This is a genomic window from Pseudomonas nitroreducens TX1, assembly GCF_000313755.1.
In the GTDB taxonomy this organism is placed as follows: Bacteria; Pseudomonadota; Gammaproteobacteria; order Pseudomonadales; family Pseudomonadaceae; genus Pseudomonas; species Pseudomonas nitroreducens_A.
The window spans coordinates 268,542-291,036 of sequence record NZ_AMZB01000121.1 but is presented as its reverse complement, the minus strand read 5'-3'; the positions used below and the strand labels follow the sequence as shown (position 1 = coordinate 291,036).

Annotated in this window: 21 protein-coding genes and 1 pseudogene; 11 read left to right on the top strand and 11 right to left on the bottom strand. The window is 54.2% G+C overall.

All coding sequences use genetic code 11. The features are described from left to right. Positions 1-111: 111 nt before the first annotated feature. Positions 112-380 (top strand): annotated as a pseudogene (locus tag C167_RS35200) (DUF4113 domain-containing protein); the annotation flags it as partial. 363 nt (positions 381-743) lie between these two features. On the opposite strand, the gene C167_RS35195 reads toward C167_RS35200, so the two are convergent. Together C167_RS35195 and C167_RS33885 are read right to left on the bottom strand one after the other, a co-directional pair. Then, positions 744-1,340: a DUF6088 family protein gene (locus C167_RS35195; RefSeq protein WP_037006231.1), complete on the bottom strand. Its 597-nt coding sequence runs from the start codon at positions 1,338-1,340 to the stop codon at positions 744-746. An 18-nt stretch (positions 1,341-1,358) separates the two neighbouring features. Continuing rightward, positions 1,359-2,975: a TnsD family Tn7-like transposition protein gene (locus C167_RS33885; RefSeq protein ID WP_081596699.1), complete on the bottom strand. Its 1,617-nt coding sequence runs from the start codon at positions 2,973-2,975 to the stop codon at positions 1,359-1,361. A gap of 692 nt (positions 2,976-3,667) precedes the next feature. On the opposite strand from C167_RS33885, the gene C167_RS32820 reads away from it, so the two are divergent. From C167_RS32820 to C167_RS33880, 3 genes are all read left to right on the top strand, one after another. Beyond that, positions 3,668-4,627: a hypothetical protein gene (locus tag C167_RS32820; protein ID WP_037006268.1), complete on the top strand. Its 960-nt coding sequence runs from the start codon at positions 3,668-3,670 to the stop codon at positions 4,625-4,627. Then, positions 4,624-6,630: a hypothetical protein gene (locus C167_RS35190; RefSeq protein WP_026079157.1), complete on the top strand. Its 2,007-nt coding sequence runs from the start codon at positions 4,624-4,626 to the stop codon at positions 6,628-6,630. The genes C167_RS32820 and C167_RS35190 overlap by 4 nt, the downstream gene beginning before the upstream one ends. A 98-nt stretch (positions 6,631-6,728) precedes the next feature. Further along, a complete protein-coding gene (locus tag C167_RS33880) occupies positions 6,729-7,976 on the top strand; it encodes a transposase (protein WP_235154344.1) in 1,248 nt (415 codons plus the stop codon). A gap of 258 nt (positions 7,977-8,234) precedes the next feature. Here C167_RS33880 and C167_RS32815 read toward each other — a convergent pair whose 3' ends face one another. The 3 genes from C167_RS32815 to C167_RS0119995 form a co-directional block, all read right to left on the bottom strand. Beyond that, on the bottom strand, positions 8,235-9,044 hold the full coding sequence (locus C167_RS32815; protein ID WP_024765037.1) for a 3'-5' exonuclease: 810 nt from the start codon (positions 9,042-9,044) through the stop codon (positions 8,235-8,237). Between the two features lie 145 nt (positions 9,045-9,189). Next, on the bottom strand, positions 9,190-9,696 hold the full coding sequence (locus C167_RS0120000) for a ProQ/FinO family protein (protein WP_017520076.1): 507 nt from the start codon (positions 9,694-9,696) through the stop codon (positions 9,190-9,192). A 141-nt stretch (positions 9,697-9,837) separates the two neighbouring features. Then, entirely contained in the window at positions 9,838-10,587 is a 750-nt protein-coding gene (locus C167_RS0119995) for a hypothetical protein (protein WP_017520075.1), read from the bottom strand. Positions 10,588-11,351: 764 nt separating this feature from the next. Here C167_RS0119995 and C167_RS0119985 point away from each other — a divergent pair. From C167_RS0119985 to C167_RS0119955, 7 genes are all read left to right on the top strand, one after another. Next, positions 11,352-12,713 carry a hypothetical protein gene (locus tag C167_RS0119985; protein WP_017520073.1) on the top strand — a complete coding sequence of 454 codons (1,362 nt, stop codon included), beginning with the start codon at positions 11,352-11,354 and terminating at the stop codon, positions 12,711-12,713. A 409-nt stretch (positions 12,714-13,122) separates the two neighbouring features. Continuing rightward, entirely contained in the window at positions 13,123-13,767 is a 645-nt protein-coding gene (locus C167_RS0119980) for a hypothetical protein (RefSeq protein WP_017520072.1), read from the top strand. Further along, positions 13,764-14,471, top strand: a complete 708-nt coding sequence (locus C167_RS0119975) for a nucleotidyl transferase AbiEii/AbiGii toxin family protein (protein WP_017520071.1) — start codon at positions 13,764-13,766, stop codon at positions 14,469-14,471. Before C167_RS0119980 ends, C167_RS0119975 begins: the two co-directional genes overlap by 4 nt. After that, complete coding sequence (locus C167_RS0119970; protein WP_017520070.1) at positions 14,471-15,154, top strand: hypothetical protein; 684 nt, start codon at positions 14,471-14,473, stop codon at positions 15,152-15,154. The genes C167_RS0119975 and C167_RS0119970 overlap by 1 nt, the downstream gene beginning before the upstream one ends. 222 nt (positions 15,155-15,376) lie before the next feature. Beyond that, positions 15,377-16,285: a hypothetical protein gene (locus tag C167_RS0119965; protein ID WP_017520069.1), complete on the top strand. Its 909-nt coding sequence runs from the start codon at positions 15,377-15,379 to the stop codon at positions 16,283-16,285. 343 nt (positions 16,286-16,628) lie between these two features. After that, complete coding sequence (locus tag C167_RS0119960; RefSeq protein ID WP_017520068.1) at positions 16,629-16,874, top strand: hypothetical protein; 246 nt, start codon at positions 16,629-16,631, stop codon at positions 16,872-16,874. Between the two features lie 141 nt (positions 16,875-17,015). Continuing rightward, positions 17,016-17,591: a hypothetical protein gene (locus tag C167_RS0119955; RefSeq protein ID WP_017520067.1), complete on the top strand. Its 576-nt coding sequence runs from the start codon at positions 17,016-17,018 to the stop codon at positions 17,589-17,591. Positions 17,592-17,598: 7 nt separating this feature from the next. Here C167_RS0119955 and C167_RS0119950 read toward each other — a convergent pair whose 3' ends face one another. The 6 genes from C167_RS0119950 to C167_RS0119925 all read right to left on the bottom strand — a co-directional run bounded on the left by C167_RS0119950 (position 17,599) and on the right by C167_RS0119925 (position 22,322). Beyond that, on the bottom strand, positions 17,599-18,405 hold the full coding sequence (locus C167_RS0119950) for a hypothetical protein (protein WP_128082541.1): 807 nt from the start codon (positions 18,403-18,405) through the stop codon (positions 17,599-17,601). A gap of 194 nt (positions 18,406-18,599) precedes the next feature. Further along, the gene (locus C167_RS0119945) at positions 18,600-19,139 is read right to left on the bottom strand and encodes a hypothetical protein (protein ID WP_017520065.1); all 540 of its coding nucleotides are present in this window, start codon (positions 19,137-19,139) and stop codon (positions 18,600-18,602) included. 66 nt (positions 19,140-19,205) lie between these two features. Next, positions 19,206-19,955, bottom strand: a complete 750-nt coding sequence (locus C167_RS0119940; RefSeq protein ID WP_017520064.1) for a hypothetical protein — start codon at positions 19,953-19,955, stop codon at positions 19,206-19,208. 76 nt (positions 19,956-20,031) lie between these two features. Beyond that, entirely contained in the window at positions 20,032-20,547 is a 516-nt protein-coding gene (locus C167_RS32810; protein ID WP_017520063.1) for a hypothetical protein, read from the bottom strand. Positions 20,548-20,736: 189 nt separating this feature from the next. Continuing rightward, positions 20,737-21,405, bottom strand: coding sequence for an XRE family transcriptional regulator (locus tag C167_RS0119930; protein WP_157791860.1), 669 nt, complete (start codon positions 21,403-21,405; stop codon positions 20,737-20,739). Beyond that, positions 21,402-22,322, bottom strand: a complete 921-nt coding sequence (locus C167_RS0119925; protein ID WP_017520061.1) for a hypothetical protein — start codon at positions 22,320-22,322, stop codon at positions 21,402-21,404. Before C167_RS0119925 ends, C167_RS0119930 begins: the two co-directional genes overlap by 4 nt. Between the last annotated feature and the right edge of the window lie 173 nt (positions 22,323-22,495).

Here is a 22,495-nt window from a genome sequence, read left to right as displayed (position 1 = left end):
TTTCAACAGAATCGACCCAAAGCGGACGTCCCCTATCTTCTTCCCGATGACCATGGTCCCGGCAGACGTCCAGCGTAGTTGCGTAAGTCAGTTGGCACATTGGCAAATCCCCGCGCTGCCGGAGAATTCACCGGCGATTTGTTCGCCCCTGCCCAACTCAAGCGTTCTACCAAGGCCATGGTCGTGATGGGTGCTATCAATGCGCGTTGGGGGCGCGGCACTGTGCGGCCGGGTAGGCGCCGGCTGAACCTGATTTGGGGATGCGTCGTGAGCTAATGAGCCGGAGTTACACCACTAGCCTGGATCAGCTTTGGTCGGTTCGCTTAGCCCGCGTGGTTCTGCGTCATAACAAGGGCGTCACGGATAAACACCATGCTTGACGCGTTTCCGGTACTCATGGGCGGCGGCAATTGCTAAAAGTGTCGCCAACAACCTCTATGGCCCAGCCTTTCCAACGCCACAGCACTGCACGCCTGGTCAAGAAATGACCAATTATAGTGGCCAGGATAATTCCACTATAAAAGCCTGAAATCTGAAGCCGAGAGTGGTGACGTCAATCGCTAAGGCGCGGCCTATCTCGCGCTAGGTAACCAGGCTGTTGGTTAATAAATGATCAATTATAGTGCTTCGGATAATTCTACTATAAATACCTGAATTCTGTGCCCTCCCAGCCAGTGCTCAGCTGATGAGCGGGCGCCTACAAATTCGACTTGATACAGATCATCCCCAGGGGGCTGAACTGCTTAGTCGGTTTGGATGGGCATTGTGCGTAGTTTCAGGAGCATCCATTTAGGCATCGCACAGGCCCTAAGTTTCTGCAAATCGCTCGCACTTAGCTGACTTTCGATCTGACACACCACTGAGTCATTGACGTTTGCGGGACCCAGGTAATGCAGGGCAACGAGAGCCAAACCAGCGTCGGAGCCGACACACTGGAGCCAGCTGCGCGGTACATGTTGGAGCCGCACTGTCGACAACCCGACTTGGATCTCGCGGCTCCGCCCGCTGGTGTAGTAGATGCGTCGAACCTGCACTTGTGTGCTCAACCGCAATCGCCGAATCGCCTCAGCACCGTGATATTGGAGCAGCCCTCCGGTTTGCTTTGCGATCAAGTCTACCAAGCTCTCGGCCGGTATCGAGACCCTACCAAGTACAGAATGGTGGAGCGGCCGCATATATATTCCACGGGCTAGTCGCTCCAGCGCACCAATGTAAACCAGCCTGACAAACGCCTGATTAACGGAGCTCGGTGAGCCCAAGTGTCGAAATGATCTGCTAAGAAAGGGTTTCCCCTTTTCCATTCTCTTGATCCGCCGTTCCAGTTCAAAACACACTGACATAGCACGCTCCGAAATTATTTAATGGTCTTGATTTAATTTGCGAAGAAGAATTCGAGTGCGAGGGTATTTATCTCGCTTTTGCAGACGGCTAGACAGTTGAGGGAGTGCAATGAAAATTTCCTTGGCGCAGATTTTAGAACTCCTGTGATCTGATGATTTCTCGAGTAACGAAGTTATGGCTCGCTCAAGCTCAGTATCCCGTTGCTTCCAGTTGGTTATGGAGTTGTTCCCAGACCTACCGCTTGGAAGGCGTAAGTTTTCTTGATTCAGCCACTTCCTGTCGTTGCGATATAGCCATGCGTAAAGACCGGGTTTAATAGCGCGTATATCTTTTGGACTTGACGTGGGGTTCATCGTGATTAGTTCAGTCCAGCACGCTCGATTTTTGGTAAGACGATTATTAGTAAATGCCGCTTCCCAAGCTAATTTCACCTCGGGAGAAGATCGAAGTAACTTGTTTATTGTGGACACGGTAATGTGAAATTTCTCGCAGAGCTCTTGCTTTGGGAACCCTTCTTTCAGAAAGGTGATTAGCTCGGCGCGTATAGGCGGCTTAAGTACTTTGGGCTTGGGGAGGCGAGTGACGGCTGCTTCAGGATGATTCTTGGGTGTTAAAATTGGGTTGTGATCGTGTTTGTTGGGCATATCAACGCTCTCGCGATCACGATAGAGATAGGCCAAGTCATATGTCTTAATAAATCTGCTTAGGCTGCTAAATAACCAAGTTATAAAGACTAGGTGCTTGAGCGGATGGAGGTGGCCTCGGGGGCTTCTAGTTAGTTGGTATATATAATTAATAGCAGTCTGTGTGGTGGTGGGGAGAGATGTCAGTGGATGGAGTTGTTGGAGGCTGGTCGAGTATTCAACAAATGAAGATATTGTGTTCGGATGCCTAAGATTAACGCCGATCTCTCGCAGACGATCACGATAAACAGTTGCCACCAACTGTGGATCAAAAGTCCTTGAGTTCCCTATGGATGAGAGATCAAGGATCGACTCGGAGAGAAGACGGATAGCATGCGTTACATGCTTCTCAGGAAGCGGCGTCTGGGGTGTCAGGTGCGCGGCGCAGGGCAAAACCCATTGAAAGCGCCCAGACCATTGGCGATTTAAAGTGCACTCCTGAAGCCTGATGTCGTGTGTCGGACAGATAATTAATCCCGGATACTGATGTGTTAGATGCCAGTAGGCTACTCCATGCGAGTCTATATCCTGCTGCATACAGGCACTACATGCTTTCAAGGGGTGCTCGGCGCCAAAGCGTCCAGTCAATAGGCCTAGTTGGTATTTTATAGACCCAAGCACTGGTGCTCGCAAAGCATATATCGCTTCGTAAATATGTTCTGTCGATTGGAAGGGGAAAAAGAACGGTAATATAGTGTGATTTCGAATTATGCTCTCGGGGTCGCCAAGTAAGGATGAGATTCCATGCTTCAACGCGTCTAGATTCTGTGGAAAGTCATGAGCAACATTATTGCGTGGGTTGTTAAATAAGAATCTAAGCGTTGTTGCTGGGTTGATACTCCCCAGTAAAAAGCTGAAGCGACTACATATGCTGAAAAAGCTCTCGTCCGGCAGCCATTTTAGAAATATTTCAGGGGTGGTGCCCTTTGAGCCGTCGATATGATTTTTCATGGCTCAATCTCTATGCGAAATTGTACTGGATAGCCTTTAAGTTTGGCTGTGTAAAAGCACATAAAGAAATAATTCTGAAGTCTTTAATTTTCTATTGTTCTGATAATTTTATGCTATAAATATATGCAAGTTTCCGATTCTACTTTTGGGTGATAGGTTTTAGCTTGCCCGCGTAGCTATGTAGTGCTGTTTCTGTATGTGCGTAGGCAGTAATCTAACTGTATTTCGTGCAACTTTTTTTGTTGTCAGTTGACAATTGATGAAGGTACTATGGCGGCTTGCCTTTGGTTCGCCGATTCGGGAAAAGATACCACGAGACAGAGAGGGTTACTGCCGTAGGCCTAACCAGTAACTAAACAGTTGGTCCAGGAAGTGGGTCTATGGCCGAAGAGAAGGGGTGAACACATGACGTCTAGCTAAACAGTGGGTGCTAGGAGTCAGATAGACAAAGGCCCAAGTGCTACCTTGGGCCTCTGTGGAGAAGTCAGATTTGAGTGCCTGACAAATCCATTGTCTATCCGCATCATGTAGGGCGTCAAGCCCTGCATGTCTCCGTTCGTCCCAAGAAAAGTTTAATCGTGAATGGCGAGGGCTAGTTGTGTCCGCTCGCCTGGAGAAAGGAGAGCCGAACACTGTCGGTCATAATGCCTTTGACCGGCAGTTGTGCGGCCTATGACATTGGAATCCCTGTGATGACACCACAGCAGAGATTTGAGCTGATCGTGAACCGTCAAAGCCGCTTTAAGTGGGGGGACACATATGTACCTTCCACATTGGCGCTGCCGCGAGAGGCACCTAAAGGCTCCCGTATAAGCAGGCTAAATAGCCGAAAGCTCGGCCGAGCTCTGCACGCCTTATCTACACCGGAGCGTGTGTTTGCACAGCTTGCGCTTTACCATCCTGGACTTCTTGACATTCATGAGCAGAAGATGCTCTCGCCCGTAACGACGACACATCCGTTACGTGGACATCCTCTTATGATCGAGAGCTTTCCACCTCCATTGCGGGGAACTCTTGAAATAGCAGAAGAGATCGGGTTTAAGCATTACGAGATCGTAATCGTCAGAGGTGATGAACGGGTAAAGATTCCGTTTCCTTACCAGGGGGACCTGCTGTTATTTCTGCGTGGGACGAATGGAATTCCCTATGCATTGAACTGGTCGGTGAAAGATGTAAGCGGGTCATTCCACGAACGAAACTTTTCGAAGACGAAAACTCCTGTTCAGCAGAGACGAGACCGTGAGCATGCATGTCTCAGAGCGCTGCTTGAAGTAGAGTATTACGCGAGCGCTAGCATAAGAACGGTCCAGGTTGCATTGGATATGATCGACCCAATGGTGGTCGCAAACCTTGATCTACTATTCAGTATGCACGGACTGACAGCGACACTTGATAAACAACTGATGATGGATTTCCGCTGTGAAGTGAAAGACGCATTCGCTGTTGGAGCGTCAGTTGCCAGCGTGGCTATAAAATATGGTAACCGGTGGGGCTGCCGTGACCAATTTATTGCAACTATTTATCAAGAAATTTGGGATAGGAAGCTTCTAGTAGATTTGTTCAGGCCAATACTTATAGATCACCCGCTTAATCCAGAGGGACAGGATATTCTCAAGGTTTATGGTGGACTGTTCGAAGGTGCCAAAGAATGATGCTAGGTGCGAAGGTCTGCGCTCCCGATGGCTTTTTATGCCTCGAGAAAGGTCAGATCTATCATTTCTTGTGTAGTGATGCAACCAAGAATCGAGTTAGGTTCGTATTGTTCTTCGATAACGGATCTAAGATAGGGTCTAACCTTATAACGATTACTCGGATTGAATTTGAAGAGGCACTTGAAGAAGGCCTGATAGTCGAGGCCGGAAATGGCACTTGTCCGCCTTGGTTGGAGGCTATACATGGCTATTCGATTGCCCATTTAGAGAGTCTGCGAAAGTCGCCGAAGAATAGCTATAGTCAGAAAGTTGATCAAAGGTGGATGGCAATTTCTGACCTGGTAAATAGATATGCAGAGATCATAGGCAGCGATAAGCCTGATGCTATTATAAACTCTCATGCCAAAGAGTATAAGCCGCAGCAGAATGCTGCTCGTCTTCGTTTGTGGTTCTATAGCTATATAGTCTTTGGTTTCGACAAGTGGTCTCTAATGCCTCCACTTCACCGTATCGGTGGGTGGAATCGTGAGACCGGGCGGAGCCTCAAGAAGCTTGGACGGCCTTCGCCTAAAGGTCGAAGAGCTGGATATCCTTGCGATGCAGAAATGAAAGCTAAGATACTTTCGGGTTTCGTTAGGTTTAAGTCTGCATATGAGACTCAGGAAAGGTTGTACGCAGATGTGCTGACTAAAGAGTTTGGCTGCACTGTAGTTTCAATCGGCGGCGCTACAAGTTTCAGTCATCCCGACGGAGCTCCGTTTCCTTCGTTTCCCCAATTTAGATATTGGGTCCGCAAGCTTGTAAACCCAAAGCGTCTGGAGCAGGATTTGAGAGGAAAAAATATGGCTAGGACACGCTCTGGATCGCTGGGAAGTTTTTCCGATAATCTGCAGAATGTATACCAGCGGGTTGAGTTTGATGGTTACTACATATCTGAAAAATTATCCGGGCTAACTGAGAGTAGTCCGGTAGATAGCTTCTGTGTAGTGCGGGCTGTATGCGGTTTGTCGGGTGCCGTACTTGGCATCGGCTTTTCAGAAGGCCGAGAGAATATGGAGGCCTATAAGATGGCTCTGTTCTCGATGGCTATTGATAAGGTTAAGTTTGGTGAGTTGTTCGGGATGGATATCAAACCCGGAGAATGGCCAAGTCAAGGCCTTTCAGGTGGGATTGTATTTGATAGAGGTCCCGGAGCTACCTATGATAGTGAGCCTGAAATTAATTGGCTTGGGAGTTTAGAGCTAACTCCAGTCTTCTCCGGGCAGTCCAAAGCTACTGTCGAGTCGTCACACCCGCGAGATAAAATTAGTGCTGATCAGCCGACCTACGTTCACAGTAAATTGAATTTCGTCCAGATGGCCAGGCGCGAGATTATACAGGTGCTGTCGGACAATCTTACTTCCGACGCTAGCAAACGCATGGATGAAGATATGATGATGGCTGGGTTCAAACCTACGCCCCATAATATTTGGCTTCATTTTGATGGGCGGGGTCGAAATAGCGCAATCGGCATGACTTTCGATAATGCGGTTCGGTCATTTCTATCAAAGCATACGGTTACAATTCAGAAAGATGCTGTGTATTTCTATGGGCGTAAGTATAGGTCTAAAGCGCTGGTCGATACTCATATATTCGATCGCGTAGCGAGGAATGGCGTGGTACGGGTTTCAGCGTATGCGCTAACTATGTGCGTTCGGCATATCTGGATTGAGCTGAATGGTTTGATTTTCGAGCTTGACTTCGTTAGGACCGCGCGGACACCTGAAGGCACCATTGACATTTCTCTTTACGATTTGAAAGTAATCGATGAAATGCGCCGTGCCGGATTGGCAGAGCTTAGGCACGAGAGACCAGCCATCCAGCAGAAATTTAGGGATAGGTTCAAGGAAAACACCGGGGAAGACGGCGATAGCGGCCAACGGAAGCTTGGGCGGCCTGGAAAGGGCGGCGCAGCGCTTCGCGATACGGCGGACTACAATCGTTTCAGAGGCAAGGCGAAGTGAACAGGGCTATTAGGGATCGCTTTTCCGGGTGTTTGGAAACCGAGCAGATCCGTCAGCGAATTACAGTGCAGCCTGACGCAGTGAGTAATTTGGCGGGAATGGATGACCTCATCGCCGCTGAAATGCTTTCGAATGCATTAAAAAAAATATATTTACCAAATGACTTTTCTCTTTCGCTAATAAAGGAGCTGGCCGCAAAGGCATCCCTGCATAGCGAGCAGCTATTCTCTAGTGAAAAGGACTACATCACTAGAATTTATACCCCTCCTGATGTAGAGGTTGCACCTATATGCCTGACCGGTTTGGCAGGAGTAGGGAAAACCCAGACTATTTCTGCTTTGCGTAAAGTTCTACCCTCACCCACTGACTTCGAGTGCAACCATTTCGACGGGAAATTGCAGTTAATATCTCATTGGTATGCCAGTGCTAGGGGTAAAGCCGGTGGCCGGCAGATGTTGGCGGACTTTGTTCAGGGAAGCGAACGACCTGGCAGTCGAAATGCTGCAAAGCTCCTTATTGAATGCCGGCGGAGGGCTAATCGAGACGGTGTATCACTGCTTTTACTTGAAGAGACCCAGCACATCAATACCGGACAAGGAGTGTCACGAGTCACTGACATCCTATTGACGTTAGCGGCAATTGGGCCCCCAATGCTGTATGTCTCCAACTATAGCCTCCTGCATAAGCTGCTGGGCCGTAATAGCGAGGATAAACAACGCTTGCTCTCTGAGCCACGCATTATGCTGCCTGATGATCCAGATAGCTTGGCGTGGAAGAACTATATTGTCGAGTGCGCCAGGGTTTCTGGAGAGATAATACAGGGGCCACTCGATGATTTTTCCGAAGAGATTTATCGAGCTACGTGTGGCATCAAGCGTCTCGCTGTGCAGCTCATTAAGCAAGCATTCCTTGAAGCTCGTAGTGCCGGACGCAATGTTGTGTCGCTCTCTGATATTAGTCGTGCCTTCCGATCCACTGCCTATGCAGCCAATCGAGATGATGTGGAGGAACTGCACGTACAGGCGCTGCAAAATCGCAAGACTGGTAGTCGCCTGGATCTTCGTTGCCCGTTCGAGCTACCAAGCGCCCTAAAGACAAATATTGTGGCTTTCAGCCGCGCAGACCGTGAAAGCCGTGTCATCAACAAAGTTTTTGACTCAGCACTGACAGCGCCTGAGCGAGGTGCATTGGCGCAAATTGAGTCTGAAGGGCCGGAAGCTGCTTCAGCAGCCAAGGTCCCACGTCCAGCTCCATTGCCTAAGGCATCGAAAGACGACCTGGCCAGCGCTTTTCACCACTTTGTCGAGTCCCTCGATGCTCCACCCAAACCAAAGAAACCGAAGTAGCCGCGCGAACCGTAGAATCGGATTAAATCTTTACATTCAATGAGTTACCGGTTTCGACAGTTTTTATTAGTTGAAGGAAAGGCGAATAGGGCGAATCCCGAGGAGGGCGACAGTTTTGTGATTTTGTTCAGAGCAGCTGAGAGCCCCGGAAACCGTGGAGTGGTTGCGACAGTTTTAATTGTTCGAATTCAGCTGCGCAAACAATAAAAACTGTCGCAAGCCGGTCAAGCGACCGCTCGACTCCCGCGAAGGGAGGAATCATGTCGTCTGCACAACGGCCGGCACATTCCGCCTTGGCGGCCGTCTCCCATTCGCGCATTTCCGTAGATAGCGCAGCACGCCCAGCGTCATCCGCGCGTCAGCAAGGGCTCGGTGTGCGCCAGCTTCTGCCACCCCGCAGTCGGTTGCCGCGTCGATCAGCGTCAACCAGCGCCAGCTGTCGCGGCCGCGATCGTATTCGCCGTGCCACGCGGCATACATCAGCATCGCGCAGGCGGTCTTCAGAATTGGGTCGGTCAGGCCGTGAATTTGATGGGTCTGCCGCAGCAGACGCACGTCAAAAGCGGCGTTGTACGCTACGACAGTGCGACCAGCAATGAGAGCCGCGTACTGATCAGCCACCTCGGGCCAGCTTGGCGCGGAGGCCACCAGGTCGTCAGTGATGCCGTGAATCGCGGTCGCCTCGGCCGGGATTGGCCGGGTAGGACGTACCAGCGTGTCGAGGATCGGCTCTCCGGCCACGTCGAGTATCGTTATCTCGCAGATCTCGGCGTCATATCCAACGCCTGTGGTTTCGGTGTCTAGCGTGAGGCAGTCGCCGCCGATCAGGTCTTGGGCCTGCGCGGCGACTGCCTGGCGGCGAAGCTGGGCAGGACCAGGTTCCCAACGCCACGGCACACACTCGGCCGGGTTGTAGACGTGGTAGGCCCTCTGACCTTGCCAGACGCTACCCGCGGGCCGGGTGTCCGGCCCCGGCATAAGACGGTGGCGGGCCTTGAGGTGGGCACAGCAAAGGAACCCCTTCTCCTCAGCTTCGGCCGGGGTAAGGTGAATCCGAGTTCTGCCCATGCTCCCCCCAATCGCTATTTGCATTCCACGCCCGCCGGCATGGCAGCGCGCCTGGTTCGACGGCTGAAAAAGGATTTCCACAGTTGCTGCAGACCCAAGTGTTTGGGAGCTGCTGGGGACACCTGGGTTTAGAGTGCGACTGATGTCAGACCGAAGCCTGATCCGAGGCACTAACGTCGGTAGCCGGCGTGGTCGGTTTTAGCTTCTCACGCTTTCTACGGTCCTGCCCGCGTTGCTTCGAAGCCTGCCGCTTCGCATGCAGCGCCTGAGCGGCCGTTACCGTGCCAGCTGGTTGGCCGCTCAAATCCAGGCGCGTCGCGTTCTCCACCATGCAAGCCCAGTATCGAGTTCCCCGGCACCAGGTAGCGATGCCTAACTTGAGCTGTTCGCTGGTCAATCCGAGCAGCTCCAGGTGTTGCTCAGCATCCTTCAAAACCCCCTCCTTGAGTGGAACCTTGGGGGCCGGATTGACGGGGAAAGCCAGTGGGAAGTGCTTCTGCAACCGCCAGATTGCTTCAACCGCAGGATCGGAGTCGCGAGGCTTAGCCTGCGGGGAGGACTTCCGCTTGGGGTGTTTCGAGCTATCGGACTTTGCCTGCTCCTTCTCAGCCCGCAGGCGATCACGTAGCTCAGCTAGTTGTTCAAAACCCATCGTTCAATTCACTGCTTCGAGGTTGATTGCGTGGCGCAAGGGTATTCCATGCTGCCCTTGGACGCACTCCTCAGCCCTGCAGACTGAAAGCTCCAACGAAAGAACCCGCTGTGGGGCGGGCCTGGATCGGTTCTGGGATCTTCAGTCATCGGCAGCGTAAGGGTGCATGCCGGCGTGATTGTGAAGGAAGGGATCGCCTTCCTCATCGAACAGATTCGGGCCTGCGTCCTGGTCAAGCAGCGAGTCATAGTTGGTTGTACGAGCCGCATCCGGACGGCTCATGACCATGGCTACGAGGGACTTGATGAACATACCCAGCGACGCGAGCATCAGTGCGACCATCATCAGAGTTTCGGTACCCAGCAGCATCGCTGCCGCTCCAGCCAGAAGAGCGATCGGGAAGCCGATGAAGAACGCCGCAGTCGGCTTTTTGAAGTGGGTCAGACCTAGGGCCAGTGAAACGTAGCCGGTGAGCAGGGCCGCGTAGCTGATGGCCATCGGAACGCCGTGCATCTCGGGAGACACGAAACCGATGCCCAGGAATGTGAGAAGGATGACCAATGCGTGGCGGACAAACCAGAAGCCTCCCGACGACAGAGTTTCCTCCACCTCCCACATGGCCATCAGTGGCTGGCGCAGCCGTGGCACCTGAACCAGATCAGCCAGGGCGTCGACCAGGATCACCATGCTGCGGGCGGCCATGGCACTCGGAGCGGCTCCGGCCAGGTCCTGGATCATCTGGACACAGCGCTTGAAGTCCACTGATACGGCTTCAAGGGACGATACGTTCAGCTCTGCCAGCTCGAAGTCGCCCGGATAGAAGCCCAGATACTTGCCGATCAGCGCCTCAGCGCGATCAGCTTCTGCCTGGATTACTCGGTTGACGTCCAATTTCGTGTGCCCTTCCTGATCTGTTGGGTCCAGTGTAACCGGGAGCCAGAAACTGCAACCCCTCTACTCTACTCCTCCGCACCGGCGGCCGCGTCCAACCGGGAACACGGGGCGTACTCCGCTCCGACAGCTAACGCGATCGCGTACGACTGCACTTTCAAGAGAAAGAGAGACCCGAGTGAGGACTTCATCTTCGGTCTGATCCAGGGCATCGTTGGTGAACACAACAAAGACCAAGTCGAAGCAGTGCAGATACATTGGGCATGGCCCAAAGAACAGCCGATAGATCAACCACTTGCGATCTGAATGTCCTAATTTTCCTTTATCTCGGCATGACCCTATAACCGCCCAGGCTGGTCGTTCCCACGGACTATACCCCGCCGGCGATTGATCACCAGCACGGCGGCCAGAAGCACGATTTGGAACCAGAAACAAAAGCGGTCGCAACTGCGGTTCCGGTGACCGATGGTCGCCACCCCCGAGGGAGCCTCGGGAATAAAGTCTGTCGCAGCCAGTACCGACTGAGGCCTGTGCTGCGGGCCGTGCCGCCGAGTTTACGGGCAGGGTTGGACCTGGTGTGTGGGCTTAGGCATGTAATGGCCGCTAGACGTACGACAGACTTTATTCTTATAAATTTCTCCATTTCAGTTCTGACTGAAATTTCACCGAAATTTGGTAATACCACAAGCGGTTAACTGCGTTTGATATCGAGGCATACATGCAGGTTACAATGCGAACCCCGAACTTGGACGACGCCTGCCACAATGCTGACTCACCACCTTACCCTAATCCAACTGAAACGCCTTTTTTATCGCCGCGACCTGTCACTTGTAGTGGTGAATTCAGGATTAGCGCCAGAGGACGCGGAAAACTACGAGCTCAAGCCGATTGTTGCCCTTAGCCTTTCAGTTGAAAAGCTAAGTATCTGGCACCAGAAACTCTACATTGTGGGTGAAGCCATCGACCTTGGCTCATTCCTTTACCAAGCTTGGTTTAGTGAGACTAGGCTAGGCGGCATTCCTAATAAGCTGCGCGTCGATAGCGACCTCCTTCTGGACTATAAGCTTCTTGATTCGTTGAAAGAAATGTGTGGCTCAGTCATTCCTGAAGTCCTAACGGAACAGAGCAATTCGTTTAGTGCAAGCAAGAAGTACGCTCAAGAGATCGCGCTGAATGCCGTCCGGGGTATGGATGAATCGAAAACACTACCAAGCTCCATTCGAGATCTCTTCACTGGACTTAATGGGCAGCTAAGAAATTGGGCAGAGTTTAATTATAGAATTCAGCTGCAAACCAGGGTAAATACGGCGCAACGCCATCAGGCTTTGGTTGAGCATTCGAAGAAAGTATTGCGTTATCCGTTCCGTGAGCCAACCTTGGACTGGTTCTATCCGTGCGCGTGGTTTTCCAATAGCGCTTACTCAGTAAAGCCAATGGCCAAAGACCAGTGCCTGTTGATTCAGCACGAGACAGGGAATGTTCTCTATTTGGCCATCGGCTATGACACGAATGGCACTGGAAAATCAGATGAGCAACAAGAGGATGATGAGTGGCTTACTCGAAGCGCGGGCTATCTATGGGCCGATGAAGAACCGGGCTTCAAAGCGACTATCGACTCATTAGGCTTTCCTGTAAAAGATCTGATCGATGGGGTAGTTGAGAAATCCGAGTTACAAGGATTTTTCAGTGGGCGCAAAGCACTACCGTTATCTACGGCCCAGGAGCTAAGGGCTAAATTGAGGAACTCAGGATTAATCCTTTATCCGAAAAGTCATAAATCGATTGAACGATCATTTGATTTCCTGACGCTAACGGATGTGAGGTGGAGTGCTGAGATACGCCGGTATCAATCTGAATTTGCGGGGAGGGTTTATGTTGTCAAAAGCCATCATCCGCAGCTCATCGTTTATGTTGTAACGCCCGATTCTAAGATTGACCCAGAGCGAGTACCTAAACTCCTGAGCAGTTTTTCAGGGGAGATAGATTTCGGTCATGCCGGATATGCAGCAATTACTTTCTGGCTAGAAAACTACATCGAAGGTCAGCCTAGGGTTCTTACCACGATTCTAATTAAAACCATTGAAGAGATGCTCTCCTCTTTGCCGGAGTGGAGAGATCGGTGGTAAGCAAGATGGAATGGGTGTCGAGCACGTGACTGGAGCTTGGCTTGGGGCATGCCGCAATTCCACAGAGTTCGATGAGGCGCAAGTAGTGCCGTGATACCGTTCAGATGGCCAAGCCAGGATAAGGGGACAATTCACTCACTTCGCCCGTAAGACATTCTTTTCCCAAAGCGTCTAGAAACGGTAGACCTCGGGAGTACAGGCCGACGCGGCGGAATAGAGTCGGCCCCTCGGGGAGCGCTGTCGTATCGGCCTCCTAGACGCCCCCTTCAAGGCGCTCGACAACATTGAGGTCGTTTGTAGGCACAGGGCCGTCCCCAAGATTTTTTCATTTTCACCCTTGCATCGCTACGAATTGCATGCTCTTTTTGTCCCGAGTCCCGGGACTCGGGACGGCTAGATAGGGCATCGCATGAAAGGTCAAGACATCGGCTTACTACTCAAGCTGGTTTGCCTGCAACGGCATGAATCTCGCGGCAAAGCTATGGCGACTTGGCCGCATGACTGGAAAGACTGGGAGGACCTGGGTGATGACCAGTTGCCCCCGGACCAGGACCGACTGGACGTTGAAGCGGGCATCACAAATCTATCCCCCTACACCGCCCGTGCACTAGAACTACAGACTGGCATTAGCAAGACGCAGATCAACCTCTCTCTCAAGCATTGCATGGATATTGGCTTGGCCAAAACCGACCGCAAACAGGGTGTCCCTAGAGCGAATACTGTGGCTTTGTTTGAGTTCATCGTTTTCGGCCTGAAATACGTTTTCCCAGTCCGAGCCGGGGAACTGACTCGCGGCATTGCGACCAGCTTTGCCGCCCCAGTTCTGGCCAAGAGCCTAATCAGTGCCGGCGAGCACGTGCCTGTCTGGTCGTATGCTCGTGGCAACACCATGGGAATGAAGGTCGAGCCGCTTTTCAAGACTGCGGCCGATGCGGCTCGAAGAGATCCAGAAATGTACGCCCTGTTGGCGCTGGTCGACGCCATTCGAATGGGCCAGCCCCGCGAACGTAAAATTGCTGTGGACCTGCTGCAAGAGCGCCTGGAATTTCAATGAACGTTTTCAATACCCTTCAGGCCATGTTATGCCTGGTAGCCAAAGCGTTAGGGCCCGACCTGTGCCAGCAGATGACCTTTGTCGGGGGCTGCACCACAGGTTTGTTGCTGACCGACGACTACACCCGTGAGCAAGTGCGCAGTACCGATGATGTTGATCTGATCGTGCATGTCATGGGCCCCGTTGGCTTTGCCCGATTGCAGGAGACACTTCGCGAACACGGTTTCCGGGTTAGTGCAGAAGAAGGGGACGAGAACTTCCCCATCTGCGCGATGAAACTAGGCGACCTTCGCGTTGACTTCATGCCTGACGACGACTCCCTCGGTTTCAGCAACCGCTGGTACAAAGACGCCATGGCCACCTCTACGGCGTATGATCTAGACCAAGAAACCACTATCAATCTGGTCAGCCCCGTCTACTTCGTTGCCACCAAACTGGAGGCTTGGAAAGGCCGAGGCCGGGGGGATGCCCTGGCCAGTCGCGACATCGAGGACATCCTCAACTTGATTGACGGGCGGCCGGAACTACAAGACGAAATCCAATCTGCCGTCGACGAGGTGCGCGACTACATCCGCCAGGAGATTGGTCAACTGCTATCTGATGGAAACTTTGAATATGCAGTCAGCGGCCAGGCCAGAGGGGATACAGACCGCGAAAAACTGCTGTTCGAACGCCTGGAAGCTCTAGCAGGAGAAAGCCACTGATGCGGATTGGGTGGATCAGTCACCAGGGCACGGAACGACAAAGCAACAACGATGCCGCTGCTATTGGGCGCAAAGATCACTATGTGTTGGCCATGCTCGTGGATGCTGCTGAGAAAGGCGATGGACAGGGACTCGCCCGACACTGGTCACGTTCCGTAATCGCCGCCGCGATGGGAGCGACGCAGCAGCTTGACCCCGCTGGCCTGATCAGCATCATGCGCGCCGAACAGCAGCTGTTACGCCATCATCACCTGCACGCCATCGCCAGCTATTGCTGTGCACTAATCGACCTGCAGCATCAGTTGCTGCATATCGTGCATGTTGGCGATTGTTTATTAGGTATCCAGCGACACGGTGAGGCCATCGACTGGCTGACCCGCCCGCATAATGTCCAGGACCAGACCATCTGGCCGGGGGCAACCTCGGGGATTCAGGAATCTCGGCATCTGCTGACCCGCTCCCTGAACGCCAGGCGTTTTTGCCCTCCGGACTGGCTGACGACAGACCTCCCTCGGGATGTCCGCATACTGCTTTGCAGTGACGGTTACTGGCATGAACACCTTCATGCGGGTGTCGATCTGCAGAGCGTCCTCGATGACGCCAGCGTGCTGAGCATAGAGCCAGGCGCACCGGACATCCAGCAGCAGACGGACTGCGACAATTTTGCTGTCACTGTGGACTGAGGGCATTCCTGTCGCATTAAAAGTCTTTCTAAATCCATCATTTACAGAACGAATGTCCTGATTTTCCCTTTATCTCGGCATGGCCCCAAGAGTAGGCGCACGGAATATGGACGCGCTCCTCCAGCGCTGCTCTATCCGGTCCGGGGATAGGGGCCATTTGCCACCAACCTGAGCTAAGGTGTTTCTGAATCTCCCCACATCCCAATGCAAGGAAGCGCCGTAATGAATCAACTTCGCCCGCTGGGAAAATGTTTTCTCGTGCTGTTCGGTTTTGCACTGCAGTCCGGATGCTCGACGGCACCGCCTGAGATTCACAGAATGATTGTGGTGCGGGCTGAGCCGAGCAACGAATCAAACCGGTTGTCGCCGACAACTTCGGGTGCCTACAGCTCCTTCTACGACAAGGACGGGCATTTCTACACCGCCGGCTATGTGGCGTACCTAGCCGGGTACGACAACGAGAAAATTGAAAATATTTCCTGCTACGCCCAAACACCAGACGAACTGCTCTGGTCGCTGAATGCTGTGCCCGTCTCGGTATATGGTGTCATTCCTGGGTTCTGGTCATACCGCCACCAGGTTGTTGATGGGCTGCATTCATTGCACGGCGGCGACGCGCGCAGGGTGGAAATTCGACGTGCCCGGCTCAAGCAGAAGATCGTCGAAGCAGTCGCACCTGGCTCCAACGTGCCTGACTGGCAATTGGGATTTCTGATTCATGCTTTCGGCGACAGCTATGCTCACGTGCACGGTACTCCTACCAGAGCGTACTCCCAGTGGATAGGCCACGCGATTCCATCCCTTACGGGCGACAACCCGGATGCAATCTTCGTCAACCGTCACTATCAGAACTACAACGCGTATGTACGATCGCTTTTCGAAGCGCTTTTACAAGGCAAAACAACAGCGAAACCCGACTTCGAGGGTTTGGAACTGTTCACCGATGAAATCACGAAAGAAGCCGCCAAGGGCGATGACCCTAACAAGACAGTAATCATCAACATACAGAACGGCCACCCCAAGTATGACTTCAGCGCCCATGAGAAACTCTGCAAAGGGATGAATGACAAAATCGACGAAAACGAGATCCGGGACTTCATCCGCAAGCTATCGTCTGACCTGGACTCATAGCATCAGGCAGATCTCCCCACACGGGTCAGACTGCGTTCACAACGACAATAATCCTGCTGATTGCGTCAGCTGGGCAGCTTCATACAGCGTCAGAATTAAGCATGCTGCAATACGATTGAGCGCTTGCGCTAAGATCGATTGCAGCCGGTCGTGACTACAGTAGGACTGGTTAGCCCGTAAGCAAGCGATGGTCAGCACGAATGCAATTAGGGGGGAATTGCGCTGCTCGTGCCAGGGCCCGGGGATCGGAGCCACCGGCAGTACCTGCAGGTACTTCGCTTGAAACGAATTGCGCCCTCATGCTCTGCTGATTCGGAGTCACCACTAGCCTAGAGGACGCACCATGAATAACGACACCCGTACTGCCTTTGCTTTCCAGGCCACGTTGCTCTTCGCCGGTGCAGTGGTCTTCGCTTTTTCGGTTATCCAGATGGTGCTCAAACAGATCCCCATCGCTCAAGCCGAGGGGGGATTCATCGGCCTGGCCATGTTCACCAGCACAGCGTTCATGACCTCGCTCTGCATCGTGGTCGAGTCGGTCGCTCTGATGTTTGCTTTCTTGCTAGCTTCAGCTGCGGTCCGAGGTTAAGGGCTGTTGGCACACTCCAGCGGCGCCGAAAATGAGCCCATCCACAAGGACTCATTGAGGAAACCCACGATGGCCACCAACCTGTCCATGACTTAAAAGCCATTGACCTTCACTCGATTCGAAGTCCAGCGATGCTTGCGTGTGCGGTACGACGATTGCGAGGCGCTCTACCCGCTCGATACTCGCCAGAGCGAGCAGCTCTTGGCTCAGGTCGCGAACTACGATGAGTTGCAGTTGGAGGGGCCTCCTCTGCACCTGATCGAAACTGAGAACAGCGGCGACACGTTCGTGATGCTCGCTCACCACGAGTCGAAGATTCTCACTTCCGCGCTACTGCGCGAGGACGGGGCCTGCAGCTGCTCGATCGGGGAGTACGGCGGGGTCCGCTGGCGCGTACTCGGCCATACCAATGACGGGCTCCCACCGATCGAACTCACTCATGGGAACTGTCAGGAATCGATTCGCCAGATCGCGGCTTCGCTTCAAGCACTACTGCCGGCGGCCGTGCCCAGCTTGGAACACGAGAGGTACACCGCCGCGACGGCTGATGGGATCGAGTACGGATTCACATTCAGGATGGTCCAGGGCGAGGACACCATCTTCGACCTGGTCCTGGGCGTCGTTGGTGAGCACGCCCAAGGCCAAATTAAAGTGGACCAGGCCAGATACGAGTGGGCAGCAAAGACGATCCCCGCTTTCGCGCCACCCACACCATGACCAAGGTCTAAAGTGCTACCCCAACAGGCGTAGCAGCCGCTCCTGCAGCAGCCCCTGCTGCCACCACCGTCTTGCCACAGGAGTGCTCGGTACGTTTTGCCAGAGCAGCGAGTGCCAAACAGGATGTGTTCAGGCGGGCGAGAATTTCAGCTCGCGCTGTATCGTAAGGGACATTAGCCATTTGAAGATATCGGAGCTGGACCATTCCATCCCGGTAAGCGGATGCATAGAGTTTGTCCACCCCCAGATCTCGAACTAGCTTGGCGCCTTTCTTGATGCGGTCCACGGTGCTATTGAGGAAGAGCATTCCTGTCACCCCCCGTACAACCGGCTTCGTTGCCGCATCGACAGTGGTCACGATGCGGAGAAAGACGTCTACCTTATCGACCTTATAGCTGACCTTGCTCCGAAAGAGGCTTCCACTATCCCCTGCAGGCTCCGTCCGTTCGCTTTCAAGCACGGTCAATCCTTCAACAGATGATGCGATCGCCCCCATCAACTGATTGGCGTCGTCGGCCGGGGCGTCGGAGTACGCGGTGAAACGCCTTGCGCCATAGTGCGCAGTGCTATCCAAGAGAAGATACGCTCGAAGGAGGCGCAGCTCACGGCTGGCCTGTGTGTCTATTTTTGGATGGTAGGCTTCCAGACAGTCCTGCAGCTCTTTAGGGGGCAGTTTGGCTGGGCACGAATAAGCGTCTAGCTCTGTATCAATGGAATCAACATCAAGTTTTGGCAGCTGAGGAGAAGCACACCCACCGAGGCCAACAGCAGCGGCAAAAAGGGCGATGCGCCCCAGTCTCAGGTAATTCGCCATAACGACCACCTCCATTTGTTCGTCTTGTTTGCAGAGCGTCTCACCATCAAATGGTAGGCGAGGGAATGGAGGTGTGCCGGGAGAATGTGGCAATAGGCCTCTATCGGCCCAGAAGCATGCGGATTTCTGGCAGTGTTTTATACACAAGGACCGTTAGAAGCCCCCGAGCAACTGAGTTGTAGGTAAATCGGGACTCAGCTGCAGTCCTGAAGTCTTACCAGGATGGATGTGATCAACTTTCCATCCCGGCCTACAAAGTTGTACTGATACCCGCCTCCCATCTCCATGAAGGGGCGGATCATTTGGGGCTTGGAACACACTTGCGCGATGATCTCTGGACTCATCTCTTTTTTGAACTCGGCAGGGTCAAAATCCAGCGAGCTGTAACGCAGGTACCGATACCAGTACCCCCACTCTCTCCCGCTTCCTGTCACGTCGTAGTATTGAGTGTCCTGATCAACCATCATCGGCAGATCTTTCTTTATGCGGGGGATGCCACGCTCGAACGCCATGGCAAAGAATTCGTCCTCAGAAATCCCCTTGGCAGCCAGCGTCTGCCTAAGGACCTCGCCAGAGACACCTCCCACCGCCTCCCCACCTGCACTGCCGGCGACAGAACCTACTGCTTTGCCCAGCTTCCCGGCGACCGCCAGGCCTGGTGCACCTAGCACCGCACTTGTCATCACGCAGATGATCAGTCTGCGCAGTTGAATACCTCGGTTGACTCCATTCATCCTGTACTTGCTCCTATGCCTTCGGTAGAGGCTTCACATGGTCACGAACGTGGCTGCGGCCCCCTATCACTCGTTGTCGCCCTTATCGTACCCAGTGAGCGACGGGCCGGGAGCGCCACTCATGTCGTACATCTCCTCGAAGGTGAAATCCCCCGCACCAACGGGCTCGTGGTGGTGATGGGTTCCTAGTGCGGGCTTTGCACTACCAACCCACTGTGCGAAGTCGCGGAGGAAGAAACCTGCTGCAGCCACTGCGAACACTAGGAAGGCGATCAGCACACCCTTCGCGAACAGGACGACTGCGCCGATGGTGCAGGTAGCAAAGAGGCCGATCACCACCCCATGGCCAGGATCACGGACGTGGCTCAAGCTGCAGGCGAACGACAGCATCAACAGCAGTGCCCCCACCCCCAGGCCGAGGTCGACGGCCCCTCCTTTCTCGACAGTCCCCCACACTCCAAGGGCAACTGCTCCTGCTACCGCCATCAGGTGGCGCACCACGTTCACCGGGGTGCGGCGAATGCCCTCCTCCAGATCCCACAAGATACGGATGGGGCGTGCCATCTGTGGTGCCCGCACCAACATGGCCAGGGTATCGACGGCCTCACCCAGATTGTGCGCAACGGTTTTTGAAACCTCGGAGACAGCCAGGTCCTGGATCAGTCGGACGCAGCGCTTCAGCTCCGGAGTAGCGCGTTTCATGTAATCGACCTCGAAGTCTGCGAGATCGATGCTGCCAGCTGACAGCCCCAAGTAGTCCGCCAACAGGGCCTCCGCGCGCAATGCTTCCTTTTCGACAATCAACTTCAGTTTCATTGCTCTTTCATCCCAGTCCGACGCATGAATACAGGCTACCGCAGCGTTCCCATGTGCAGCCCCCAACAGCCGGGGTCTACTTTCTGAGGTCGCCGGCGAGTTGCATCGCGCGACTGTCCTGGACCCGGACCAGGCTCAATATCAGGCTAAACCCATCGAGATCACCGCAATGACGGTTCAGGTCCTCGTAGGCCTGCTTCGAAATCGTGATGGCAAAACCGGTTTCCTCGCCGGCGGCGAGGGCAGGCAGGTTCAAGAGAATTGCGTCGAAGAGGGCCTTGGCGGCCGCTAGCTGCCCCTCACCGGCCGGTCCTTGGGAGTGGGTGCGCGCAGTCCGGTCCCTCATGACCTGCAGCGCTTCAGCGTCCAGATGCGCCAGCTTAGCTTTAGCACCATCCCCCAGCGCCAGCCCATCGACCTCGGCAAGATCTGTCAGGGCACCGATTCTGCTCAGCACCCTACCCACGTCACCGGGCTCAACATCGCCGCTCTGATCAGCATCGAGCTCGCGCAGATGCGCAAGCTCAGCCTCGATCACCTCGACTAGAGATCGCTCCCAGCCGGACATCCTTTCCTTCTCGTGCTCACCCATCAACAGGCTCCATTGCTGAATACTGGAATCGAACCCCGGCTCCCGGGGTGATACAGAAGCTAGCTTCCCAGGCCAAACCACCATCGGCCTTGACCACCTAACTCCACTGGCTGCGGGCCCGGATGCAATCCGACACACCGCGTTGAACCAGTGTTGGGTTTTCTCCTGGAAACACGCCAGTACGGATCACTAGACCAGCCAGGTGTCAGCCCAAATGCATGGGCCGGCGACTGCGATCTGGTCAACATGGTGCCGGGGGACCAGCATGTCTTTGAATCCATGCTCCTCCCCCAGGATGAGCACGGAGCCGTCAAACTGACGCTGCAGACGTCGGGTGCAGAGTTGGCCATCGAAGTCCAGAACGTAGCGCCCGTCCCCTTGGAGTGCCGCGAGGGAATGGTTGAAAACCACCGTTTCCACCGGCAACGACACAACAGACAGGTCGGTGGCTGCGACCCCTTTCCGTTTCAGCTCCGACGTCAGCAGAGGAAGAGCCCCTATCTGCTTGGCACGTGCGCGCCATGACCCATGACCTCCAGCACAAGTGCTCTCGTAGATCGGGACAAAGGCAAGATCGCTCTCGGCATGGCCTACCGGGGCGTCCGCACCAAAGGCGAGCCAGGCAGGGGAGCGTCCGCAGGCCTTGGCCAGACGATCGAGGCGATCCAAAGTTGGGAAGGTGCTACCGCGGAGGTAGCTCCACAGTGCGCCCTCAGACATCTCGCATTGCTGAGCAAAGGCTCGCGGCGATACCCCGTTCATGGCCAGCTTGAGGCGCGCACCGAAGGCCTCGATCCCCTGATTCGACGCAGAAGCCATGTCGCGAGCCATGTGGCTTTCATCCTTAGGGTTTTTCAATGGGTACTCCTGGTGTTGGTCTGAGACCGGGTGACAGGCAAAGCCTCAATCTTCTGCAGCGTGCTCCGGTCGAATCGGAATCGCCTGGCGGGCGAGCCTAAATCAGCCCCAGGCACTACCCGACAGCTACTCTGCTTTCTGGTCAGGACCTCGGTGACCAGCAGAGTCGTCTCTTCGGTGCGCGGCGCGCGGAAGCACTCGACGTGAACGGTGAAGGGTCCCCCATCGGCAGGCTCACGGGTGATCTCGCCAATCCAAGGACCACCAATCTTGCAGAGAACGACTCCGACTCGCCACATCCGAGCCACCGAAGCGATCTCCTCGAAGCTCTGCCCACGTGCCCCGTAGTTACGCTCATCGACGATCACCAGATCCCCCCGGTCAGGGCGAGTCGATGTCAGATCGAGTGCCTCTGCCGGGAGATGTTCACCTGGGCGCCTGATACTCGATACTTGGAGGCAACGATTCCCATATTCGGACTTGAGCCTGTTCCAGACATGCCCCCACGATGATTCGGATGCGACCTGGCCGTTGTCAGCCGGGAGATCGTAAGCCGACACGAGATGAACCCGGCCGCGGGTTTGCGCCAGGAACTGCTCGGCAATGAGCATTGCACTGATCGACTTCCCGACTGCTACAACACCGGTCACCGAGATCAGCGGGCGCTGCACGGTTATCGACACGAGAAAATCACCGCCGGCGGACAGAGGGAGGGGGAATCGCGCCAGCAATTCTTCATTGTCCTGGCTTGCCAGGTACTCCTGAACTCGATTCCACGGCACCGGTGCCCCATGTTCCGCAGCAGCCCGATCGAGCGCTTCATGGAGTGGTATCGAGTTGGCCTTGGCGAGTTTCTTGGCGTCCTTCTTGACCTGTTCGGTGGAGGCGCCGGAGGGGAAGCGATTGGAAGTAGTCAAAGCATGCTCCTTGACGGCAATCTTGTGCCACGCCCACTAGACACACTGCCGGGAGGGCAATGCTTCCGCATGAAATCCTTTAAGCCATGGCCTAAACCGGCCTTCGCCCAGGGTGGGCGTGCGAGCGCTGGCCAGCGCTCAGGTGCAGATTACCGAATCTCAGCGTCGGTTCA